This window comes from Polynucleobacter sp. Nonnen-W13 (genome assembly GCF_018881735.1).
Taxonomy (GTDB): Bacteria; Pseudomonadota; Gammaproteobacteria; order Burkholderiales; family Burkholderiaceae; genus Polynucleobacter.
The window spans coordinates 156,683-176,550 of the sequence record NZ_JACVPU010000002.1 but is presented as its reverse complement, the minus strand read 5'-3'; the positions used below and the strand labels follow the sequence as shown (position 1 = coordinate 176,550).

At 45.4% G+C, this 19,868-nt stretch carries 22 protein-coding genes and 1 other RNA gene; 17 read left to right on the top strand and 6 right to left on the bottom strand.

What is annotated here, in order from left to right; genetic code table 11:
• Window position 1 precedes the first annotated feature (1 nt).
• From ICN27_RS06185 to ICN27_RS06175, 4 genes are all read left to right on the top strand, one after another.
• Entirely contained in the window at window positions 2–490 is a 489-nt protein-coding gene (locus ICN27_RS06185; protein ID WP_216861253.1) for a LexA family transcriptional regulator, read from the top strand.
• Window positions 487–1,788 (top strand): Y-family DNA polymerase, encoded by a 1,302-nt coding sequence (locus ICN27_RS06180; RefSeq protein ID WP_215307550.1) that lies wholly within the window; start codon window positions 487–489, stop codon window positions 1,786–1,788. The genes ICN27_RS06185 and ICN27_RS06180 overlap by 4 nt, the downstream gene beginning before the upstream one ends.
• A gap of 184 nt (window positions 1,789–1,972) precedes the next feature.
• Window positions 1,973–2,104, top strand: coding sequence for a hypothetical protein (locus tag ICN27_RS10440; protein WP_255535042.1), 132 nt, complete (start codon window positions 1,973–1,975; stop codon window positions 2,102–2,104).
• 159 nt (window positions 2,105–2,263) lie between these two features.
• Entirely contained in the window at window positions 2,264–2,806 is a 543-nt protein-coding gene (locus tag ICN27_RS06175; protein ID WP_215307548.1) for a TIGR00645 family protein, read from the top strand.
• A gap of 19 nt (window positions 2,807–2,825) precedes the next feature.
• On the opposite strand, the gene ICN27_RS06170 is transcribed toward ICN27_RS06175, so the two are convergent.
• Together ICN27_RS06170 and ICN27_RS06165 are read right to left on the bottom strand one after the other, a co-directional pair.
• Window positions 2,826–3,482 carry a putative quorum-sensing-regulated virulence factor gene (locus ICN27_RS06170; protein WP_215307546.1) on the bottom strand — a complete coding sequence of 219 codons (657 nt, stop codon included), beginning with the start codon at window positions 3,480–3,482 and terminating at the stop codon, window positions 2,826–2,828.
• 37 nt (window positions 3,483–3,519) lie between these two features.
• Window positions 3,520–3,699 (bottom strand): hypothetical protein, encoded by a 180-nt coding sequence (locus ICN27_RS06165; RefSeq protein ID WP_215307544.1) that lies wholly within the window; start codon window positions 3,697–3,699, stop codon window positions 3,520–3,522.
• Window positions 3,700–3,803: 104 nt separating this feature from the next.
• Here ICN27_RS06165 and ICN27_RS06160 point away from each other — a divergent pair, with 104 nt between their 5' ends.
• From ICN27_RS06160 to ICN27_RS06150, 3 genes are read left to right on the top strand one after another with little or no spacing between them, the layout of a single operon-like run.
• Complete coding sequence (locus tag ICN27_RS06160) at window positions 3,804–4,364, top strand: hypothetical protein (RefSeq protein WP_216269377.1); 561 nt, start codon at window positions 3,804–3,806, stop codon at window positions 4,362–4,364.
• Window positions 4,361–6,007, top strand: coding sequence for an ion transporter (locus ICN27_RS06155; RefSeq protein WP_216269376.1), 1,647 nt, complete (start codon window positions 4,361–4,363; stop codon window positions 6,005–6,007). Before ICN27_RS06160 ends, ICN27_RS06155 begins: the two co-directional genes overlap by 4 nt.
• 30 nt (window positions 6,008–6,037) lie before the next feature.
• A complete protein-coding gene (locus ICN27_RS06150; protein WP_216269706.1) occupies window positions 6,038–6,565 on the top strand; it encodes an HD domain-containing protein in 528 nt (175 codons plus the stop codon).
• 19 nt (window positions 6,566–6,584) lie between these two features.
• Here ICN27_RS06150 and ICN27_RS06145 read toward each other — a convergent pair whose 3' ends face one another.
• From ICN27_RS06145 to ICN27_RS06135, 3 genes are read right to left on the bottom strand one after another with little or no spacing between them, the layout of a single operon-like run.
• A complete protein-coding gene (locus ICN27_RS06145) occupies window positions 6,585–6,983 on the bottom strand; it encodes a hypothetical protein (protein WP_215307529.1) in 399 nt (132 codons plus the stop codon).
• Between the two features lie 48 nt (window positions 6,984–7,031).
• Window positions 7,032–7,457, bottom strand: a complete 426-nt coding sequence (locus ICN27_RS06140) for a polymer-forming cytoskeletal protein (RefSeq protein WP_215307527.1) — start codon at window positions 7,455–7,457, stop codon at window positions 7,032–7,034.
• Window positions 7,458–7,459: 2 nt separating this feature from the next.
• The gene (locus ICN27_RS06135; protein ID WP_215307525.1) at window positions 7,460–7,633 is read right to left on the bottom strand and encodes a hypothetical protein; all 174 of its coding nucleotides are present in this window, start codon (window positions 7,631–7,633) and stop codon (window positions 7,460–7,462) included.
• Between the two features lie 678 nt (window positions 7,634–8,311).
• Here ICN27_RS06135 and ICN27_RS06130 point away from each other — a divergent pair.
• On the top strand, window positions 8,312–8,713 hold the full coding sequence (locus ICN27_RS06130; RefSeq protein WP_216269375.1) for a hypothetical protein: 402 nt from the start codon (window positions 8,312–8,314) through the stop codon (window positions 8,711–8,713).
• Between the two features lie 61 nt (window positions 8,714–8,774).
• Here ICN27_RS06130 and ffs read toward each other — a convergent pair.
• Window positions 8,775–8,872, bottom strand: an RNA gene (gene ffs / locus ICN27_RS06125) — signal recognition particle sRNA small type.
• A gap of 32 nt (window positions 8,873–8,904) precedes the next feature.
• Between ffs and dnaX the strand changes: the two genes are divergently transcribed.
• The 9 genes from dnaX to ICN27_RS06080 all read left to right on the top strand — a co-directional run bounded on the left by dnaX (window position 8,905) and on the right by ICN27_RS06080 (window position 19,850).
• A complete protein-coding gene (gene dnaX / locus ICN27_RS06120) occupies window positions 8,905–10,551 on the top strand; it encodes a DNA polymerase III subunit gamma/tau (protein WP_216269374.1) in 1,647 nt (548 codons plus the stop codon).
• Window positions 10,552–10,579: 28 nt separating this feature from the next.
• A complete protein-coding gene (locus ICN27_RS06115) occupies window positions 10,580–10,903 on the top strand; it encodes a YbaB/EbfC family nucleoid-associated protein (protein ID WP_216269373.1) in 324 nt (107 codons plus the stop codon).
• Window positions 10,904–10,928: 25 nt separating this feature from the next.
• Complete coding sequence (gene recR / locus ICN27_RS06110) at window positions 10,929–11,543, top strand: recombination mediator RecR (RefSeq protein ID WP_216269372.1); 615 nt, start codon at window positions 10,929–10,931, stop codon at window positions 11,541–11,543.
• A gap of 114 nt (window positions 11,544–11,657) precedes the next feature.
• Window positions 11,658–11,876, top strand: coding sequence for a ParD-like family protein (locus tag ICN27_RS06105; protein WP_216269371.1), 219 nt, complete (start codon window positions 11,658–11,660; stop codon window positions 11,874–11,876).
• Window positions 11,873–12,145, top strand: a complete 273-nt coding sequence (locus tag ICN27_RS06100; RefSeq protein ID WP_216269370.1) for a type II toxin-antitoxin system RelE/ParE family toxin — start codon at window positions 11,873–11,875, stop codon at window positions 12,143–12,145. Before ICN27_RS06105 ends, ICN27_RS06100 begins: the two co-directional genes overlap by 4 nt.
• 225 nt (window positions 12,146–12,370) lie before the next feature.
• Window positions 12,371–13,789, top strand: a complete 1,419-nt coding sequence (locus ICN27_RS06095; protein ID WP_216269369.1) for a carbohydrate porin — start codon at window positions 12,371–12,373, stop codon at window positions 13,787–13,789.
• Window positions 13,790–13,919: 130 nt separating this feature from the next.
• Window positions 13,920–15,491, top strand: a complete 1,572-nt coding sequence (locus ICN27_RS06090) for a TolC family protein (RefSeq protein ID WP_255535040.1) — start codon at window positions 13,920–13,922, stop codon at window positions 15,489–15,491.
• Between the two features lie 9 nt (window positions 15,492–15,500).
• On the top strand, window positions 15,501–16,772 hold the full coding sequence (locus ICN27_RS06085; RefSeq protein ID WP_216269368.1) for an efflux RND transporter periplasmic adaptor subunit: 1,272 nt from the start codon (window positions 15,501–15,503) through the stop codon (window positions 16,770–16,772).
• Entirely contained in the window at window positions 16,773–19,850 is a 3,078-nt protein-coding gene (locus ICN27_RS06080; protein ID WP_216269367.1) for a CusA/CzcA family heavy metal efflux RND transporter, read from the top strand.
• Window positions 19,851–19,868: the final 18 nt, after the last annotated feature.

The window sequence follows — 19,868 nt, the reverse complement described above, 5'->3', positions numbered from 1 at the left end:
TATGACGACTCAGCTGATCTCCCCAAAATCGACCCTCAGCCAGGCTCCACAAGCCTTGGGGGTGCATTCTGCGTATGAGTTCAAGCTATTAAGTCACCGAATTTCAGCGGGATTTCCGAGCCCAGCGGCCGATTATGCCGAGGAAGGTCTAGACCTTAATAGCTACTTAGTCCAAAACAAGCCAGCCACCTTCATGTTTACCGTCAAAGGGGACTCGATGATGGGCGCGGGTATTTGTGACGGCGACAAGGTAGTAGTGGATAAGGCTCTCAAACCAAAACACAAAGATATCGTTGTTGCCGTAGTCGATGATGAGTACACCATCAAGCGTCTCTATCAACTGCGTGGCAAAACTGAGCTGCAGCCCGAGAACGTCAATTACGAGCCCATTACCTTTAATGAGAACAGCGAACTCCAAATCTGGGGTGTGGTTGTTGGGGTGGTGCGCAAGTACAGCCACGCTAGCAGCAGAAACGGAAGGTCCGCATGAACCAAGCCGGCCAAACCAATCAACTCTTCGCACTGGTCGATGTAAACAATTTCTATGTATCTTGCGAGCGTGTATTTGCTCCCAAGTTAGAAGATGTGCCGATGGTAGTGCTATCGAATAACGATGGTTGTGCCGTAGCGCGTAGTGCTGAAGTCAAAGCGCTGGGTGTGAAGATGGGCACGCCCTGGTTTCAGATGAAAGATCTGGCTCAGCAACATGGTATTCAAGCCTATTCATCAAACTACACCTTGTATGGCGATATGAGTGGCAGGGTAGTAGAAGTCTTAAGAAAGTTCACACCCAATTTAGAGGTCTACAGTATTGATGAGAGCTTTCTGCAAATCGAGACAGTGCTCAAGCAATATGCTGATCCCACTAGCTTGGGTCAAATTATTAAGCAAGATGTTAAAGACACTACAGGCTTGCCAGTATGCGTCGGTATTGGGGCTAGTAAGACGCTTGCCAAGTTAGCAAATCATTTGGCAAAAAAACACCCTCAGTTTGCTGGCGTGTGTGACATCAGCTCCATGCCTAAAGCAGCGCTCTATCAGTGGATGGCCGAGACAGCAGTAGGTGAGGTGTGGGGTATCGGCGGCAAGACTGCCAAGAAACTCAAAGAGCTCAAGATCAATAGCATATTTGATCTAGTACAAATCTCGCCACAAGCTATGCGTCAACAGTTTGGCGTTGTGATCGAGCGTATTTGCTATGAGTTGCGCGGAGTATCTTGCCTGCAGTTAGAAGAAGTAGCACCAGCTAAGCAACAAATCATTTCCTCAAGAAGTTTTGGTAAGCCAGTGACTTCAATGGAAGATTTGTCTGAGTCTGTTGCCACTCATGCCGCAAGAGGTGCTGAGAAGCTTAGAAGTCAGAAGTCAGTCACGGGCGCGCTGACGATCTTTGTGCAAACTAACCCGCATAAACCATTTGAGCCACAACATCATCAAAGCATCACAGTAGTGCTGAGTGATCCTAGTGATAACACCTTAACGCTGACTAGCGCTGCATTAAAAGGTTTGAAGCAAATCTACAAAGCAGGCTTTAAGTACAAGAAAGCAGGAGTCATCCTCAATCTCTTGGCTGATAAGCCGACGATGCAGCAATCCCTATTTGATGACATGGAAGTCAAAGGCAAGTCCGCGGGACTTATGAAGGCCATGGACTCTATTAATAGCCGCTTTGGTAATGCCGCCATTAAAACTGCAGCATCTGGAACGAAGCAAGATTGGCAAATGAGATCAAGCAACCGGTCGCCGAACTACACCACGCAGTGGGATGAGTTGCCGGTAGTGCGCTAAAGCGCAAGCAAAAAAATGAAAAAAACGATGAAACAAATGAAGAAAAAACAACAAATAATGAATCTAATTTTACTAGCTCATTTCGTGAGCTAGTAAGCCCATATTCTGAATACATAGAAACAAAACAGTCATCAACAATAGTAACAAAACCTTATTAACGTAAATCAACACCAGGAGAAATCAAATGGAACTATTAAATAACTTTAACGGCATCTCACTCGCAGTGATTATGGTTTTGTCCTACTGCGCAGTATTGAAAAATACGAAGCGCAATGAGCGTAGCAATACTCCAGTATTTAGCCGTAAGTATCAGTAAGAAAAAGCAACAGTAAAAAAGCAGCAGCTGCCTAGAGGGGGAATAAGGAAATCACGGATTCCTTATTCCCTAGTCAAGGCGGGAGTCATCAGAATCCCCCTACACAAGATATGTGTAATGAGATTATAAAAAAGTCATAAATATGGATAAAATCCAAACATGATCGATGATAAGCAAACCTACATAGATAAGAAATTACGCCCACTGCCACGCTGGATATTTATGTCCCGCTGGTTGCAGGCGCCACTCTACATTGGCCTGATTGTTGCCCAGGGCGTTTATGTATGGCAGTTTTGGTTGGAGTTGGCCCATCTAATTAGCATGATGTCAGAGAAAAGCATGACAGAAACTGCACTCATGCTCATTGTGTTGGGCTTGATTGATGTGGTGATGATCTCTAATTTGTTGGTGATGGTTATCGTCGGCGGTTGGGAAACTTTTGTTTCTAGGTTAGAGCTGGAGAATCATCCAGATCAACCTGAGTGGTTATCGCATGTCAATGCCGGTGTGCTCAAGGTGAAGTTAGCAACAGCCATCATTGGAATTTCATCAATTCATTTGCTAAAGACCTTTATTAATGCGTCCTCACACGATGAAAAAACCTTACTATGGCAAACCGTCATACACATGACCTTTGTATTTTCAGCAGTAGCGATTGCGTATACAGAAAAGCTAGTGACCTCAACACATAAGCAGCACTAAGGCAATCAGAAGCGAAGCTTTAAGTCTGCAATGCTTTGCGAAGGTATTCAGAAACATTGTCCTGACGTAGCATCCACTGCTTATAGTCTGACGGCACCTGGCTAATCAATTCACCTTTGTGTTTGCCAAAAGGCATGATCGTCGGAATACGAGCCTTCTCAGACATTTCCCATAAAGCGTCCAGAGAAGCGGGTTTGAGCTTCTCAATAATCTGCCCAAGTATCTTGGAGCAAATCCACACATCCGCTAATGCACTATGGGCATCACGCAGTTGCTCTCTAGCAGTCGAACGTTCAAAGTAATAGAGCAGGGCACTTTGCGTATGGCTATCGAGATCAGGCCAAAGACTGCGAGCTAGGGCAAGGGTGCAGATGCGTTTCACTTCGGGTTTGCCAATGGCCTCCCAGTCAAAATCCACGCTATGACCGATGATGTACTTGGTGCCAGCAGGTAATTTAAAAGAGCTGCTAGCAGGGCAATTGACTAACTCTTCATCCAAGATATGGTGGGTTGCCAGTGCACCTAAGCTAATTGGCTTGCCTGGGTTATACCGTTGCACCCAAGGGTTGCCAACAGATAATGGATTGATTGAAGTGACATCTAAAGCGGCGGCTTCAATAATGACGGCATCCGTCTTATCGGTGGCTTCAACATCGAAAATAATGGCTTGAGACATAAAATTCTTCAAAGAGAATGGCTTAAAGCCAGGCTAGCTACTGATTGCCTGGGGGTCCTGACTTACTAGCATCATCCGGGGATAAACCCTTGTTTTTATCGTGTTCAGCCAGTTTTTGCAGTATGTTTTGAGCCATTGGGGATAATTCTTGAGTAGGCTCAGCTGGTTTGACCTTCTTTTTCTTGATTAAACTTTGCAGAAGCGTTTGGAAAAACATTGATAATCCCCGAGTGGCTGTCTTATTAATTCAAAATCTAAATATACAGTAATTAAAAGCGGCAAGATAGTCGCGTTTAACTAAAGAAAAGCTGGGAGAGCGTATTGGGCAAGAATATCCAAGTTCTATTTCGAGACATGCGCGTCTCAGACTATTTCTTTATTTTGGCTGTAATAGCCAACGTGCTTCTAGTGATCTATCTCGGAATAGGAAACTATCAAAATGCCGCGAAGGTGGCAGCATCACAAAACAATGCCGAAGAGATCATTGTCTGGTTTGAGGCTCTTGCCAGCAAGAACGAAGCCAATGAGCCCATTGAACCTGCGGCATGCACCCCCATCGATGAAGATGAAAAATTGATTAAAGGCGTCAAGCCAAATCACTGGAAAAATTGTGTTGAAGCACTTTTTGCAGCCAAAGGCCCCTTTGAGAGCTATGTCAATCTGTTAAATCCGGCTGGCCCAGCGTATACAGCTAAGTGTAATAAAACAGATCTGCTCAATAGCGGAGCTCTCGTCTTTGAAAAACTGACCCCCAATCCGGCAGGTCCTCCCGGGGCATCTCCACTGGAGCCTGGGGAGCGGCTCGTCAGCGGCTTGCAAATTCGCCTCAGTCTTTGTGATACCGGTTTTTACCTCATCAGAATTGGAGAATTTAAATTATGAATCTCCAGTCGATTTCATTATCTAGTTTGAACTTATACATCCGTAAGCGGATATTTGATTTATTGTTTAATCACCACATTAAAGCAAATTATTGCAACCAGTTCGAGCGCTTTATTACGTACATGATCGTACTGAATATGGCAGGTTTAGTGCTTGAGCATATTCCGGTGTTCTATGAAACTCGCGAACACCTCTTTCATATTTTCGATGTGGTCTCGCTGGCTATCTTTTCGATTGAATACGTCTTACGTGTCTATGTTGCGCCAGAAGATCCTGCCTTTAGTTCGGCTAAATACCCTCGTCTTGCTTACTGTAAGAGTCCATTTGCCCTCATTGACTTGGTATCGATTTTGCCGTTTTACTTGAGCGCTTTCTTTGAGGCTGACTTACGGATTCTGAGGGCCTTACGATTACTACGTTTACTCAAGCTCTTCCGTGCTTTGGCACCAGCGTTCAATGAATTTTTAGAGCTGAATAAAGACAAATCCTATCGTTATAAGATTTATGCCCTAGTCAATGAAACTCCGACCAGCGGCAACCTCCATCATATCTTTGATATGTTTATTGTGAGCTGGGTCATTGTGTCGGTGCTGGCTGTGATTTTTGAATCAGTGCAGAGCATTAGCTATCACTTACATTCTGAATTTATTATTCTCGATACTATTGCAGTGGTGATTTTCTCGACAGAATACATCATGAGGATTTATAGCGCCCCTGAGGATCCTAAGTACCAGGCTTGGTTCAAAGGACGCTTAAGATACGCATGTAGGCCAACGAGCATTATTGATTTTATGGCAGTTGTGCCATTCTATTTAGAGAGTCTGCTGCATCACCTCTTTGACTTGCGCTTCTTGCGAGTCTTTAGATTGATGCGTTTACTCAAGCTAGCGCGTTATTCTGGCGCCACTCAATCCTTATTTACTGTGATTCAACGCGAGTGGCCTGTCATGAAGGCTGCGGTTTTCATTTTGCTTTTATTGGTCATGCTTGCCGCCTGCTTGGGTTATGTCTTTGAACATGAAGCTCAGCCCGATAAGTTTGAAAATATTCCCCAAGCAATTTATTGGTCTGTGATTACTTTGGCCAGCGTGGGTTATGGCGACATTTCTCCGATAACCCCAGCGGGTAGAGCGGTGACAATTGTTATTGCGCTCTTGGGTATTGGTATTTTTGCGATTCCGGCGGCGATTCTTTCATCCGCACTGAGTGATCAACTACGGATTGAGCGCGAAAGAATGATGAATGAGCTCTACCACATGCTAGAAGATGGCGTGATTTCAGCCGATGAGCAAGAGCTCATTGAGGCCGAGGCTAAGCGTTTGCATCTATCTCAGGGAGAGCTCACGCGCTTACTAGAAAAGGCGAAGGTGGAAATGGGTATTGAGCATGCCCCAGCCAAGGATGCTAAAACAGGTAAGGGTGCCACTAGCGAAATGAGTCTAGAGTTTTTGTCTAAGCACCCAGAGTTAGCTGCTGAGCAACTGAAGATCACCATCTCTAAGTTGCAGCAAATTGTGAGTGTGTCAGACCGTCAAGAGCTAAGTAAATACATTGATAATCCTGATAATGTGACGGGACTGCAAAGTAGTATGCTAAAAATACTACTGCAAAACGCCACGGCAAAAGAACAGAAGAAAGATTAATAGCTCATCCTTATAATAGGCGACATCATGATTAATCATTTTGTTCTTGCCTTGGCATTTTCAGCTGAGAAGCATAAAAATCAGCGGCGCAAGGATGCGCAAATAACGCCTTACATTAATCACCCCATTGAGCTAGTGAATGTTTTAGTAAATGAGGGTGGAGTGTTGTCTTGGGATGTTCTGTGCGCAGCCTTACTACATGATGTAATTGAAGATACCCAAACGACTGAAGAAGAGTTAATTAACCATTTTGGTGAAAAAGTCACTGCGATTGTGAAAGAGTTGACCGACGATAAATCGCTTGCCAAAGAGGTACGCAAAAGCTTGCAAATTGCCCATGCTCCTTTTGCTAGCCATGAGGCCAAGCTTGTCAAACTTGCTGATAAGATTTGCAATCTACGCGATATATTGGTTGCCCCGCCAGCTGGGTGGGATCTCAAACGCAAGCAAGAGTATTTTGCTTGGTCTGAAGCAGTGGTGGCTGGCATCAGAGGAACTAATGCCAAGCTAGAAAAGGTATTTGATGCTTTGCTACAAGAGGCTGAGCAAATGCAGTAGGCGAGCCTTGATGTTGGATTTAGGTATCGAGCTTGCTAGTGATTGATAATTCACCCCACATGACGATATCCATATCAACTAATTGCCAACCTTTGTGTTGAAAACCAATATCAAAATCATCTGTAGTATTGCTATGCATAAAAATCTCAGTAAGCGTTGCTTGCTCACCTTTGGGAGTGGTCTCTGAGAAGTAGATAAGGTGCTGACCTTCGCTAGAGAGATTCACCTCCGTAAAGTCCTGACTCCCCACGCTAATACCAATATGCTCATCATATTCGGCTAAAAAATTGGGTGGACTCTCCGTAATGAAAGACCCACTTTTCCACAGAAAACCACAGTTAATCTCTTTATTGTCTTTGCGGTAGGTCATACGCTCAGTGATGTGAAATTCATTTTTAGGTGAAATTCTAAAAGGCATAGAGGACTCCGTTGAGTTGTAGCCGAAGTAGTAACTGAGGTTAGTGGATTATGAAGCGATCTTTTTGGTGAGATCAAAGGCAATCACATCCGATGGGTTCAGTGCGCCCTTATCTAACACTGCGCAGGTAAGAAGCCCATTGACTCTGGCATTTGGATGGATATCAATCGATTTATAGTGAATATCACCGCGGATCAGCGCGCTAGGATAGACCTCAATTTTTTCATCTACGGTAATAGTGCCTTCAATCGTGCCAGCAACAATGAGATTGGTGTAATGCAGGTCGCCAGTTAAGACCCCATCTTTGTCGATTACTAGGGTTGCTTTACTCTCTGACGCTTCGGTAATATCGCCCACAAAGTGACCCAAAACCCGGATATTGCCATTGCCCTCTAGGTTTCCGAGTACTTTAGACCCCGAGCCAATTTCATTGGTGAAGGTCAGTTGTGCGCTAGTTGGTTTTCTATCAAACATCGTTATTCTTGCCTTAACTTGCTAGAGTCTGACTCTGGACTCCACTTCATCTTGTGCAATTTCTTTCTCGTAAGATGATGCCAAATGAGTCTTTCTTCGACTAATTCGTGATTTTGTAATTCAAATGCCTGCTTCGGAAACTGGTCTTCCTCAATTTCTAATTGTTTGTGATTCATGATGTGCTCTTCAGGAATGTACATTTGGTTGTCAACAAATCAGTTAATTCATGCTGTATCGAAACGGGACCGTTCGCACGCTTAACTGATTCATCGACATAGCTTTATCTTGTTCTTGAAGAACCATCTTGTCCAATGATTTTTTGAATTTTTTACGAGATGAAATTTAGTTGCAAAGCAACAATACGATGTCGCTTCTAAGTGCTTGATTTATTTATACAGGGGCCATGTTTTTAAAAGGCATGTGACAAAAAATAATGACACAATTCCCCTACATCAAATATTGATTATCTCTAGCGTTTTCCCTAGGCACGGAGGGCGTGAAATCCCACAAAAGTAATCTTTGTTAATTGGGTGTGTGGGAGTGCAATACTTTCCTACACATAGATCAACACCCATCCCTGTCATTTCTTCATCAAACCCTCTACGCTGAACTTTTCTAGCTACAGAGGGATCAATAATGCAAGTTTCAGTTGAATGCACTCACAAGCAATTGCGTTTGTTTAGATTGGTGATGGACGCGCGCACTGTATTAGTGTTATTAATCATCTTAATGATTTGGCAAATCATGAAAATTCTTCATATTCTTTAAATTCCTAAAAATGCCTCCTTCAAAAGATCGCGGTAATATTCTGATCATGAATGACCCTGCACTCATAAGTTACTTAGGAGGCTCTCATGGATGATTTTATGGACGATTTGGTATATAAAAAGCGTGGCAAAGGCCCTGCTTTAGGCTCTTCTGCTGATGGCTCACCGAACTCATCTAGCGCAAATTCTCCATTACCTTCATTTGCCCAGCTCCAAGAAAAGCAGCGCAGTGAACTCATTGAGATGGCTCAAGTGCGCTTTGGTATTAAGGGCAGCGCTGTGCAAATCAATTTGGCGCCATTACAGATTCATGTAGGCATGACGCAAAAAGAAATCTTTAAGGCTTTACTAGATGCCCCAGAAGCAGAGCACGCTGATCAAGTGCTCTATGCACTAGCCAAAGGGGAGATTGATGCAGATATGGCCAATCAAATCTTAGCTAGCTTGGCACTCTTAGATAAGTTTAAGAAAATCAAAATAGAGTCCTAAGAACTTGACACTAGGCCCATAACCCTAAGGGGCGACAATTATTCTCAATATATGAGGGGGGGTGGACGAGCCCGACCCCCGGCACTGACAGAATTGGGTTTGGCTGCTTCGTTCCCGACCTGACCAGGTTATCCAAACCGCCATGCGGGGAGGCCCGTCCAATTCCATTTTAGCTTGTTAGAATGTAATACATGACAGCATTGGCTTTAGCCCGTTCGTGGCGACCTAAAACATTCTCCCAATTGGTAGGACAAGACCATGTGGTTAAGGCATTAACCCATGCCTTAGATCAGGGTCGACTACACCACGCATGGCTCTTTACAGGCACTCGCGGAGTCGGAAAGACCACCATTGCCCGAATTATGGCCAAAGCCCTCAATTGCACCGGAGAAGATGGCCAAGGGCGTATGACCTCCGAGCCTTGCGGAAAATGCCCAGCATGCCTAGAAATCGATGCAGGACGCTTTGTTGACTATATCGAGATGGATGCTGCGAGTAATCGCGGGGTAGATGACATTGCCGCGCTATTAGAAAAAGCAGCCTATGCCCCAAGTAACGCACGTTATAAGGTCTACATGATTGACGAGGTGCACATGCTCACCAATCATGCCTTTAATGCGATGCTAAAAACGCTCGAAGAGCCGCCTGAACATGTGAAGTTCATACTAGCAACTACCGATCCCCAAAAGATTCCTGTCACTATTCTTTCGCGTTGTCTGCAGTTCAATCTCAAGCAAATGCCAGTACCACTCATCGTGGAGCATCTAGAAAAAGTACTCGCCGCAGAAAAAGTCGATAGCGAGACCAATGCACTACGTGTTTTAGCAAAAGCGGCGCAAGGCTCGATGCGTGATGCTTTGTCTTTGACTGATCAAGCTATCGCCTATGCTGCCGGCAAAGTATCTGAAGAAGCCGTGCGCGGCATGCTTGGCACTTTGGATGATGCATACCTCATTAAAATTTTAGATGCCCTCATTGCAAAAGATGGCGCAACACTATTGGCTATCTCAAATGAAATGGGTGAGCGCAGCATGTCTTTCTCATTAGCGCTGGCTGATTTATCTAGCCTCATCCAAAAAATCGCAGCCGCACAAATTGTTCCTGAATCAGTATTAGAAGATTGGCCAGAAGCAGCAGAGATTCGTCGCTTAGCTAGTGCACTGACAAAAGAAGAAGCGCAGCTCTTCTATCAAATCAGTATTACCAGCCGCCCAGACTTATCACTAGCACCCGATGAGCAAACTGGCTTTGCCATGACGCTCTTGCGGATGTTGGCCTTTCGTCCTGGAAATGAAACTCCAGGCAGGGCAGGTAATTCAGCGCCACCAGTAGCATCAGCGCCAAGACCCTCTGCGCCAGCAAATCAAACTGCTGCCCCAGTCAGGTCTGCACCTGCAGCATCTGCTCCAGCACCAGTACCAGCAGCTATGCCTGCTGCATCAGCCTCTAGTTCTGATCGTCCAGACTGGCATACCTTAATGCGTCAGTTGCCCGTTAAAGGTCTAGTGCAACAGTTGGCGTTTCAGACAGAGTTGCAGAATTGGGAAGATTCACCAGCAGGCGTACGCGCCACAGTGGTGACACCGATGCCGCAATTAGTTTCAGAGGCTTCCATTGGCCGCCTTGCGGATGCACTCACTGCACACTTTGGCAAACCTATCAAAGTAGTCATGGAGAAGGGTGAGGTCGAAGGTAAGACCGTCGCAAAAGTCGATGCCAAGATACACCAAGAGAAAAGACAAAACGCAGAACAAATGATTGCGCAAGATCCATTTATTCAGCAATTGGAAAAAGAGTTTGGAGCCAAAGTAGTCGGGGGCTCTGTTAAGCCAATCTAAAGATCAGAAAACATAAGGAAATAAAGCGATGATGAAAGGCGGCCTTGCTGGTTTGATGAAACAAGCCCAGCAGATGCAAGAGAAGATGAAAGTAGCGCAAGAGCAATTGACTGCGCTCGAAGTCACCGGTCAAGCTGCTGGTGGTTTAGTCAAAGTCACTATCTCTGGTAAACACGAAATGAAGCGTGTACAGATTGATCCAGGCGCAATGGATGATCGTGAAATGCTTGAAGACTTACTAGTTACTGCCTATACAGAAGCATTCAAACAAGTCGAAGCAGCTAGCTCACAAGTGATGTCCGGTGCTACTGCGGGCATGCCAATGCCCCCGGGCTTTAAGTTGCCGTTTTAATCATTAACCAAAAACTGTTCATTTAATGGCGCGTCAAGAAGCTCCGCAAGATGCCCTTGGTCGTTTGATCGAGGCATTGCGCGTATTGCCTGGAGTAGGGCCCAAGTCAGCGCAGCGCATGGCTTTTTACTTACTGCAGCATGATCGCAATGGCGCAGCAGTGCTAGCTCAATCATTAGGTGAAGCAGTAGAGACTGTAGGTCACTGCGCCCGTTGCAATACTTTTTCAGAGACCCAAATCTGTGGCACTTGCATGGATGACCGTCGTGATCCATCTTTGCTGTGCATTGTGGAAACTCCTGCCGACCAAGTCATGGTTGAGCAGACTATGAGTTTTAAGGGTAATTACTTTGTATTAATGGGGCGCATCTCACCACTCGATGGCATGGGTCCTAATGAAATACATTTTGATCGACTACTCAATCGTATTGAATCTCCCGATACTGGAATATCAGTGAGAGAAGTAGTTCTAGCAACGAATTTCACCAGTGAAGGTGAGGCCACTGCCCACTACATTGGTGAAGTACTGAAATCCAAAGGAATTAAAGTCACCAGAATCGCTAGAGGTATTCCAGTTGGTGGTGAGTTGGAGTATGTGGATGCAGGCACCCTGGCCAGAGCGCTGATGGATCGTCGCTAGGTCTAGTGCATCTAAGTTATACCCTAAATCCCTTTTAATAGGGTACTTAATACAAAAGGTTGCTTTTTGCAACCTTTTGTATTAAATTGTTACCAGTTTAATAAGGGGTTCATTATGGCTATTGCAATCAAGTTATCTGATCTTTTGGTGGAAGATGCCAAGCCTTATGCTCAAGCAATGCATAGGTCGGTGCCAAAGCAAATTGAGTACTGGGCTCGCTTGGGTAAAGTGGCCGAGGAGAATCCTGATCTGCCCATCCATATGCTTCAAGATATGCTTGTGAGTATTGAAGAGGTAAAAGCTGGCAATCTTTCCCCATATCAATTCGGATGAGGATATTAACAACTCCTCGATTTGATCGAGCTATTAAGAAAATCTCCCCTGCCGAAAAAAAGACCCTTGATTCTGCAGTCAAGGCGATTATTTCTGAGCCATTTGCTGGTGAGATGAAGAAGGGTGATTTATTGGGTGTACAGGTTTATAAGTTTCGCCATCTTCAGCAACAAATGTTGTTGGCTTATTCAGTCAGTCTGGATGGAACTCAGATTGCATTAATTGGCTATGGAGTCCATGAAAATTTTTATCGAGACCTTAAAAGGTAAGGCACTGCCTAGCCTAAGAGTCTCGATGGTCACTGAATCGACATAAAGTCTAGGTAAATTACCTATTTTTGGGGATAATTTGGTCTGCACCCCTGTTGAGCTTCAATCTCACGCCGTGCCTAACCGAGCTGTCTTGTTGTTACCCCGGTTGATTTGGCCTTTAGTTACTTCTAGTTTCTTTTAGTGTTTCATTGGTCATTGATGCTAAGTATTGTGAAATTGTGAATGACCCACAAATCCTATTTTCTCCTGTTGAGCTTGCTTGCTGCCTTTGGTAGCACGACTGCGCACGCACAGAAGGCGGGATCTGGCTCAGATCAAATCGCAACCTTTGCATCTCCGATTGAGAGCTTACCCACTGAGGGGGAACTCTTTGGATTGCCAGTCAATGTCCACGGTCAGACTACGTATATCAATCAGCGATATAACAACTTCACATCTTCGTATTCCGGCATGCGAAGTCTGTCCAACGATAAGGCGATGAGCTACACCTGGTCAGGCACCTTATTCATGGGTGCTCGTGTTGCACCAGATACCGATATTTACTTTAATCCAGAGGTGATTTCTGGAGTTCCTTTTTCTGGCTTAAATGGTTTGGGTGGCTTCACCAACGGTGAGGCGACCAAAGCCAATGGTGCGCAGGCCAAAATGTATTCTGCTCGCGCTTTTGCGCGCCACATCATTAATCAAGAAGGCGACAAAGTCGTTCTGGAGAATGAAGCCAATCAAATTACGCAAACAGTGAGTAGCAATCGCGTGGTGCTCACAGGCGGTCAGTTCTCCACACTCGATATTTTTGATGACAGCCGTTATGCCAAAGATCCCCGTATTCAGTTCATGAACTGGGGCAATATGACCTATCTAGCCTATGACTATGCAGCTGATGCCAGAGGCTACAGCTGGGGCTTGGCGGGTGAGTGGTACCTCGATCACTGGGTCATGCGCGCCTCCCGCATGCTCGCCCCTAAATCACCGAATGGTCGTGATCTCAATTGGCAAATCTTTAATACCTATGGTGATCAAGTAGAAGTAGAGCGTCAGCACAACATTGCAGATCTGCCTGGCAAGGTCAGCGTTTTGGCCTATCGCAACAAAATGATGTTGGCACGTTTCTCAGACGCTACTAATTACATTGACCAAGATCCGAGCGCTCGCCAAGGTACTCAAGCGATTAATAATGTCCGCAACAATATGCAGATCAAAACGGGTATTGGTTTGCATGGTGAGCAGGCTCTCACGAAAGACCTCGGTGTTTATGGCCGCGCCTTTACTTCCGATGGTCATACCGAAACAATGTCTTTTACAGAGGCAGATAATTCCATATCTGTGGGCATGGGCATGAATGGCACTAGTTGGAAGCGGCCGCATGACAGTATTGGGATCTCCGCAATGCAAAATGGTTTATCAAGCTATCGTCGCAGCTACCTCAAAGCAGGGGGTGTGTCTTATTTCATTGGCGACTACGCTAGCCCAAGTCAGACGATTTCTTATTCACCTGAGCGGATTGGTGAGGTCTATTACAACGCTACGGTGATTAAGAACGTGCTTGCCGGTTTGAACTTCCAACACATCATCAATCCAGCCTATAACTCTGCCCGCGGACCGGTCAACATCCTGTCATTTAGGATTCATGCCGAGTTTTGAGCCTTTCAAGGCCGCTCAGATTAATTATTTTCTTTATAATCAATAAGTTATAAAACTCCAATAATTCGACTTTTGGAGTTTCTCACCTATAATCTTCTAATTCCCTTGCAAGCATAGGTAAACCTGTGTTTTGGGCTACAAAAACAGCATTAGTACAGATTTAGAGGTAGCCGATTTGATTTACGGCCAGATAAAAACGAGCGAATTTGTTATTGCTACTGCAATCCCCATGAAACGGGTTGCCTGTGTATTCGCCTCGCTGATTTTTGCCTCCCCTGTATTTGCCCAGATCAATGCTCCGATTCCAGCCAGCGTCACAGTGCAAGTGAGTCAATCTAACGATTCATTATCAACGCCGCCAGTAATCAGTAATGAGACCACCAACCCTGCAAATGCAGCATCACTATTTGCGCCAGTAACGAAGAGCGATACCCCTAAGATTTATACCAAGGGTGCACCATCTGGTCCAACGGATATGGATTTGCGTCAACTGTGGAATGAGCTTAAGCTCAATAACCCGCAATTGTCTTCATTGCGTGAGTCCTATTTATCCGCCAAGGCAACCGTGCCGCAGATTAATTCTCCAGCCAATCCTCAGGTAGGTTTGGTGTGGTCTGGTATGCCGGTGAATTCTCCATTTGCATTAGGTGGGGCTAATACGCCTAGTGCTGCAAATCCTGGTGGTATCAGTAACAATAATTCCATCTCGATAGCCCAGCCATTTCAGTTCCCAGGTAAGAAGAGTTTGGCATCCGATATCGCCAATACCAATGCTGAAGCACTCTTAGCGCAAAGCGAATCTACCTACTTACAGCTAGGTGCTCAGCTATCTACTTTGTATTACACCGCTTTGGCATCACAAAAGCAGTTACAGGTGCTCAAAGAATCGGTCATGCGTTTGGAGATGATTAAGAACGTAGCCAAAGCGCGTTATGCCAATAATGCCGCTGCTTATGTTGAGTATCTCAATGCGCAAGTAGCGCAAAGCGCAGCTCAGGCGGATCAATTTAATGTTGAGCGTCAGCTATCGGTCGCATTAAACAACATCAATACCTTGGTGGGGCGCCACTCAAGAGAAAAACTCGTCTTGCGTGGTGATGTGCGTCGTGCCATGAACAGCGTGCCAACCTTGCTAGAGTTAGAAGACTATGCTGAAACTAGTCATCCTTCATTAAAGAGCTCTGCGCTGCAGCTCGAGGCAGCGCGTAAGGGTGTTGATCTGGCTAAGAAGGCGTACTTGCCCGATTTTCAGGTGATTGGGTCTTCATTTACACCACGTGGTCCATTTTCTGCCAACAACGGCGCAATGTTTTATCAGCTAGAGCTTGATCTCATCATTCCACTGTATTTCTTTACCAAAGAGAGATATGGGGTAGAGCAGGCGCAGCGCAATCAAGCGGCTGCCGAGGCAGGCAATATCTCCAATCGTCAACAAATTGTGTTGGCCGTCAATAGTGCTTATGCTGGCTATGAGCAGGCTAAGAATCAAACCCAGTTTTTAAAAGAGCGCCAAGTCCCCCAAGCAGATGCTGCTTATAAGGTTGGCTTAACTCAGTACTCAAATAATGGTCAGGGATTTAATGATTTGCTGACAGCGCAAACGCAATTGCGTAATCTGGAAGTTCAATTGGCGCTTGCAGAGAGTAATCTACTACAAGCGCAAGCAGTATTGCTGGCGACATCTGGCAAAGAACCTTTTTAAGGAGCAGTGTTGAAAGACCAAATTCTTTCTTTTCTAAAGCAGTTAGCCGATAAGGCAAAGCCTGTTACTGATAAGGCCTTGCGTTTTGGTGGTCATCGATTGCAGCTAGCTTTTGCTAGTGTTGCCGGCCTGTATTGGAACTTGACTCCTCAAAATCGTCATCGCGTTCGTTTGGCTGCTGTTGCATTCGCCATTCTTTCAATGGGTATCGTTTTGGGTCGGATTACTAACGTCAATCGCAACGTCAAAATTGAAGCCTCTGATAAAGCGTTGAAGGTGGAGAAGAGTGGCATTCTGGAATTGAAGTTGGCTGGCGTCAAACTGAATCCTGAAGTGTATGTTTTCCAAACCGCTGAAAAAGTGCAGGTACCAGTCGATATTAGAGTGCCAGGCCGCTTAGCATTTAATGCGGAAAAGTCTAAAGTGCTATCCGCACGTGCGCCGGGTCGCGTAGAGCGTATTTATGCATTTGATGGTGCTGAGGTCAATATTGGCTCTCCAATAGTGGAGCTTTATAGCCCAGAATTTCTATCTGCCCAACAAGAGTATTTACTCTCTTCAAAAACAGCTAGGGTGTTGGAGACGAGTAAGACTATGAGCGATTTACTAGGCGATGCCCGCATTACTCAGCAAGCTGCAGCAAACCGAATGCGTAATCTAGGTGCTGGCGATGCTGATATTCGGTCCATTGAAGCAACTGGTAAGACTCAGAATAATTTAATCATGCGCGCTCCCTTAAAAGGGGTAGTGGTTAAACGTAATGTAGAGCCGGGATCTGCAGTGAGTTCCGGAGATGTGATTGCTACCTTGGCAGACCCAAAGCAACTGTGGTTTTTGGGAAATGTGTTTGAACAAGATTTTCGTTTTGTGAAGCCGGGCCAAAAAATGGTGCTGCAAGTAGAGGCTTATCCCGGTAAAGAGTTTGTGGCTTATGCAAATTACGTGGCTCCGACGATTGATTCACAAACCCGTGCTTTACTGATACGTGCAGACATTGAGAACAATGATGATCTATTGCGTCCAGATATGTTCGCCTCAGCAAGGTTAACCACTGGCATGGCTGATGCGATTGTCGTGCCGCAAACCGCGGTCGTGCGTATACGGGAGATGCGTTATGTCATCGTTAAAGCGGGAGATGAGGTGTATCGCCGCTTGCCAGTGAAGGGCTACGATTTAAACAGTAAAACTTTTGCCATTACCGAAGGCGTTGAGCCTGGTTCACGTATCTTGGCCGAAGGCGCAGTCTTGTTAAATGATCGATTTGCAAAGCAGGAAGACTAAGTGAGCGCATTTACTTCCTTTATTCGGGGTGTACTTGAGAAACGCGTATTGGTTATCGTCGGCTCAGTCGTACTCCTCGGTTTGGGAATATTCAGCCTTTCTAAGTTGCCAATTCAGCCTTACCCAGGGGTGGCGCCACTAACCATTCAGGCGATTTCTCAATGGCCAGGCAGAAGTACGACTGAGGTAGAGCAGCAGGTAACCATCCCCGTTGAAAATGCATTAGCAGGTATTCCTGGTCTACAGGCCTTCCGTTCGGTTTCTTTATTTGGCTTGTCCGTTGTTACGCTCAAGTTCAACGACACAACCGATCCGTTTAAAGCTCGCCAAACATTTATCACTAACTTAGCTAATGTGAGTTTTCCTCCAGGGGTGACCTCCAGCATCAGTCCGGACTCTGATGCTACTGGCGAAATTATGCGTTATGAGGTGAAGTCGGATTACGCCTCATCTACCCAATTAAAAACATTACAGAACTACGATATTTATAAAGGGCTCAAGCAAACACCTGGTGTTGCAGATGTTTCTTCTTTTGGTGGCAAGGTCCGTCAGTATCAAGTGATTGTTAGTCCAGAAAGCCTCCAAGCAAAAGGCGTGACCGTTACCGATCTTATTACCGCTCTAACAAATGCCAATAGCAATACTGGTGGCGGACTATTGCCAAGCGGTGAACAGCAATTTGTGGTGCGCGGTGTTGGTCTACTGAGAGATATTGATGATATTAAACGGGTAGTGATCTCCATTCATAACGGTGTGCCAATTCGCATCGGCGATGTAGCCCGGGTAGAAATTGGTAATGCGCCACGTCTAGGCATGTTCCAGTTCAATGAGAATCCCGATTCTGTTGAAGGTATTGTCTATTTGCGTCGTGGCGAAGATGCTTCCGAAGTATTGGCTCGTGTGCGTGATACTGTTGAAAATATCAACAAACAAGTGCTGCCACCCGGAATTAAAGTGGTGCCGTTCTATGATCGCCAAGTGCTATTGGACATCACCATCGGTACTGTTAAACATACTTTGTTCTTTGGTATCTCTTTAGTTCTAGCAGTACTGTTTTTCTTCTTAGGTAATTTGCGCGCAGCTGCAGTGGTAGCAGCAGTCATTCCATTAGCGCTCTGTGTCTCGTTTATTCAGATGCACCTATGGAGTGTGCCGGCAAACCTGATTTCTTTAGGTGCGATTGACTTTGGTGTGATCGTGGATTCTGCAGTGATTCTGACTGAGAATGTCATGCGTCACTTGGAAGAGGGCGGAAAGCGCCTCAATCAAAGCATTATTTTGGCGACGAGTGAAGTACAGCGCGCCATGATCTACTCTACAGGGATCATTATTGTTGCCTACTCCCCATTGTTCTTTATGGGTGGAGTAGAGGGCATCATCTTTAAGCCAATGGCGTTCACGATGGGCTTTGCTTTGATTGCCGCGATGATTCTGAGTCTCACTTTCTTGCCGGCCATGATCTCCCTAGTGTTTGGTGAGAACTTGCATCACAAACCGCCAGGATTTATCACTAAGCTTCTCAACGCTTATAAACCGCTTTTGAGAAAATGGATGGACCGTCCATTAACAGTGGTATCTGTAGCGGTATTTGTTCTGGGTCTGACCTTATTAAGTGTTACTCGCCTAGGCACAGCTTTCTTGCCAACACTAGAAGAGAACAATATTTGGCTACGCGTCACTTTGCCAAATACAGTAGACCTAGATTATTCAGTCAAGATTGCCAATCAGTTGCGCGAAACATTCTTAAAGCAGCCTGAGATTGAAAAGGTTGCCGCTCAAATTGGCCGTCCTGATGATGGCACAGATTCTACTGGTGTATTTAATCAAGAATATGGCCTCTATCTAAAGAGCCCGGAAAACATGCCAAAAGGCACAAGTAAAAAGGATTTGATTACAAATCTAGAGATGGAGCTCAATAAGATCCCCGGCATCACTTATAGTTTCTCGCAATACATCCAGGACAACGTCAACGAAGCGCTCTCTGGCGTGAAGGGTGAGAACTCCGTCAAAATCTACGGAACCGATTTAGAGGTTTTAGATCAAAAAGCCCATGAGGTGATTAATCAACTCAAAAAAGTACGCGGCGTAGCGGACGAAGGCATTCTGAAAGAATTAGGTCAGCCGACTTTAAATATTCAGATTGATCGGGAACGTGCCGCTCGTTACGGCATTAATGTAAATGACATACAGACAGTAGTTGCCAATGCCATTGGCGGTGCTGCCGTTACCAACCTCCTCGAGGATGAGAAGACATTTGGTATTGCCATTCGTTTAAATGAAGGCAGCCGTAATGATATTGCGGATATTGGACACCTCTTAGTAGATTCACCAAGTGGGGCAGCGATTCCTTTGTCGATGGTCGCAACGGTTCAGCTCAGTGATGGTCCATTCTTTATCTATCGTGAAGCAGGTAAGCGCTATATTGCAATTAAATTTAGCGTCCGTGGCCGTGACCTAGGTAGTGCCGTAGAGGATGCACAGTTCTTGGTTGAGAAAAACATCACCTTGCCACCAAATTACTCGATTAGCTGGGATGGTCAATTTAATCAAATGAAGCAGGCACAGAAGAAGTTGATGCTGATCGTGCCATTGGCCTTGCTGGGTATCTTCTTGTTGCTAGTAAGTGCTTTTGGTAATTTCCGTGACGCAGTGATCGTGATGATTAACGTACCATTTGCTGCTATTGGCGGTGTGATTGCCTTGCACCTTGCGGGTGAGACCTTAAGTATCTCTGCTTTCTTTGGATTCTTATCCTTGTTTGGTATTGCGATTCAGGATGGCGTGATTCTGATCTCCTTTATTAATAAGACGGCAGCTACCGAGCATGGTGAGATGAAAGATGTGATGGTGGAGGGGGCCTCCTTGCGTGTGCGTCCAGTATTGATGACCGCCGCACTATCTGGCTTAGGACTTTTACCAGCCGCTTTATCCCATTCAATTGGCTCTGAAGCGCAACGTCCTTTGGCTCTAGTAATTGTGGGTGGCATGGTGACGACGACTATTTTGACCCTCTTGGTATTGCCAGTAATATATGGATGGTTCCGAGGTCGTGCATTAACCAAGATGGCAAAAGCTTAGGGCTGCTAAGAAAGCATT

Bases quoted from the DNA above. Each gene is read 5' to 3' on its own strand.
- ICN27_RS06185 (WP_216861253.1), top strand. From the start codon at position 2: ATGACGACTCAGCTGATCTCCCCAAAATCGACCCTCAGCCAGGCTCCA.
- ICN27_RS06180 (WP_215307550.1), top strand. From the start codon at position 487: ATGAACCAAGCCGGCCAAACCAATCAACTCTTCGCACTGGTCGATGTA.
- ICN27_RS10440 (WP_255535042.1), top strand. From the start codon at position 1,973: ATGGAACTATTAAATAACTTTAACGGCATCTCACTCGCAGTGATTATG.
- ICN27_RS06175 (WP_215307548.1), top strand. From the start codon at position 2,264: ATGATCGATGATAAGCAAACCTACATAGATAAGAAATTACGCCCACTG.
- ICN27_RS06170 (WP_215307546.1), bottom strand. From the start codon at position 3,482: ATGTCTCAAGCCATTATTTTCGATGTTGAAGCCACCGATAAGACGGAT.
- ICN27_RS06165 (WP_215307544.1), bottom strand. From the start codon at position 3,699: ATGTTTTTCCAAACGCTTCTGCAAAGTTTAATCAAGAAAAAGAAGGTC.
- ICN27_RS06155 (WP_216269376.1), top strand. From the start codon at position 4,361: ATGAATCTCCAGTCGATTTCATTATCTAGTTTGAACTTATACATCCGT.
- ICN27_RS06145 (WP_215307529.1), bottom strand. From the start codon at position 6,983: ATGCCTTTTAGAATTTCACCTAAAAATGAATTTCACATCACTGAGCGT.
- ICN27_RS06140 (WP_215307527.1), bottom strand. From the start codon at position 7,457: ATGTTTGATAGAAAACCAACTAGCGCACAACTGACCTTCACCAATGAA.
- ICN27_RS06135 (WP_215307525.1), bottom strand. From the start codon at position 7,633: ATGAATCACAAACAATTAGAAATTGAGGAAGACCAGTTTCCGAAGCAG.
- ICN27_RS06130 (WP_216269375.1), top strand. From the start codon at position 8,312: ATGGATGATTTTATGGACGATTTGGTATATAAAAAGCGTGGCAAAGGC.
- dnaX (WP_216269374.1), top strand. From the start codon at position 8,905: ATGACAGCATTGGCTTTAGCCCGTTCGTGGCGACCTAAAACATTCTCC.
- ICN27_RS06115 (WP_216269373.1), top strand. From the start codon at position 10,580: ATGATGAAAGGCGGCCTTGCTGGTTTGATGAAACAAGCCCAGCAGATG.
- recR (WP_216269372.1), top strand. From the start codon at position 10,929: ATGGCGCGTCAAGAAGCTCCGCAAGATGCCCTTGGTCGTTTGATCGAG.
- ICN27_RS06105 (WP_216269371.1), top strand. From the start codon at position 11,658: ATGGCTATTGCAATCAAGTTATCTGATCTTTTGGTGGAAGATGCCAAG.
- ICN27_RS06100 (WP_216269370.1), top strand. From the start codon at position 11,873: ATGAGGATATTAACAACTCCTCGATTTGATCGAGCTATTAAGAAAATC.
- ICN27_RS06095 (WP_216269369.1), top strand. From the start codon at position 12,371: ATGACCCACAAATCCTATTTTCTCCTGTTGAGCTTGCTTGCTGCCTTT.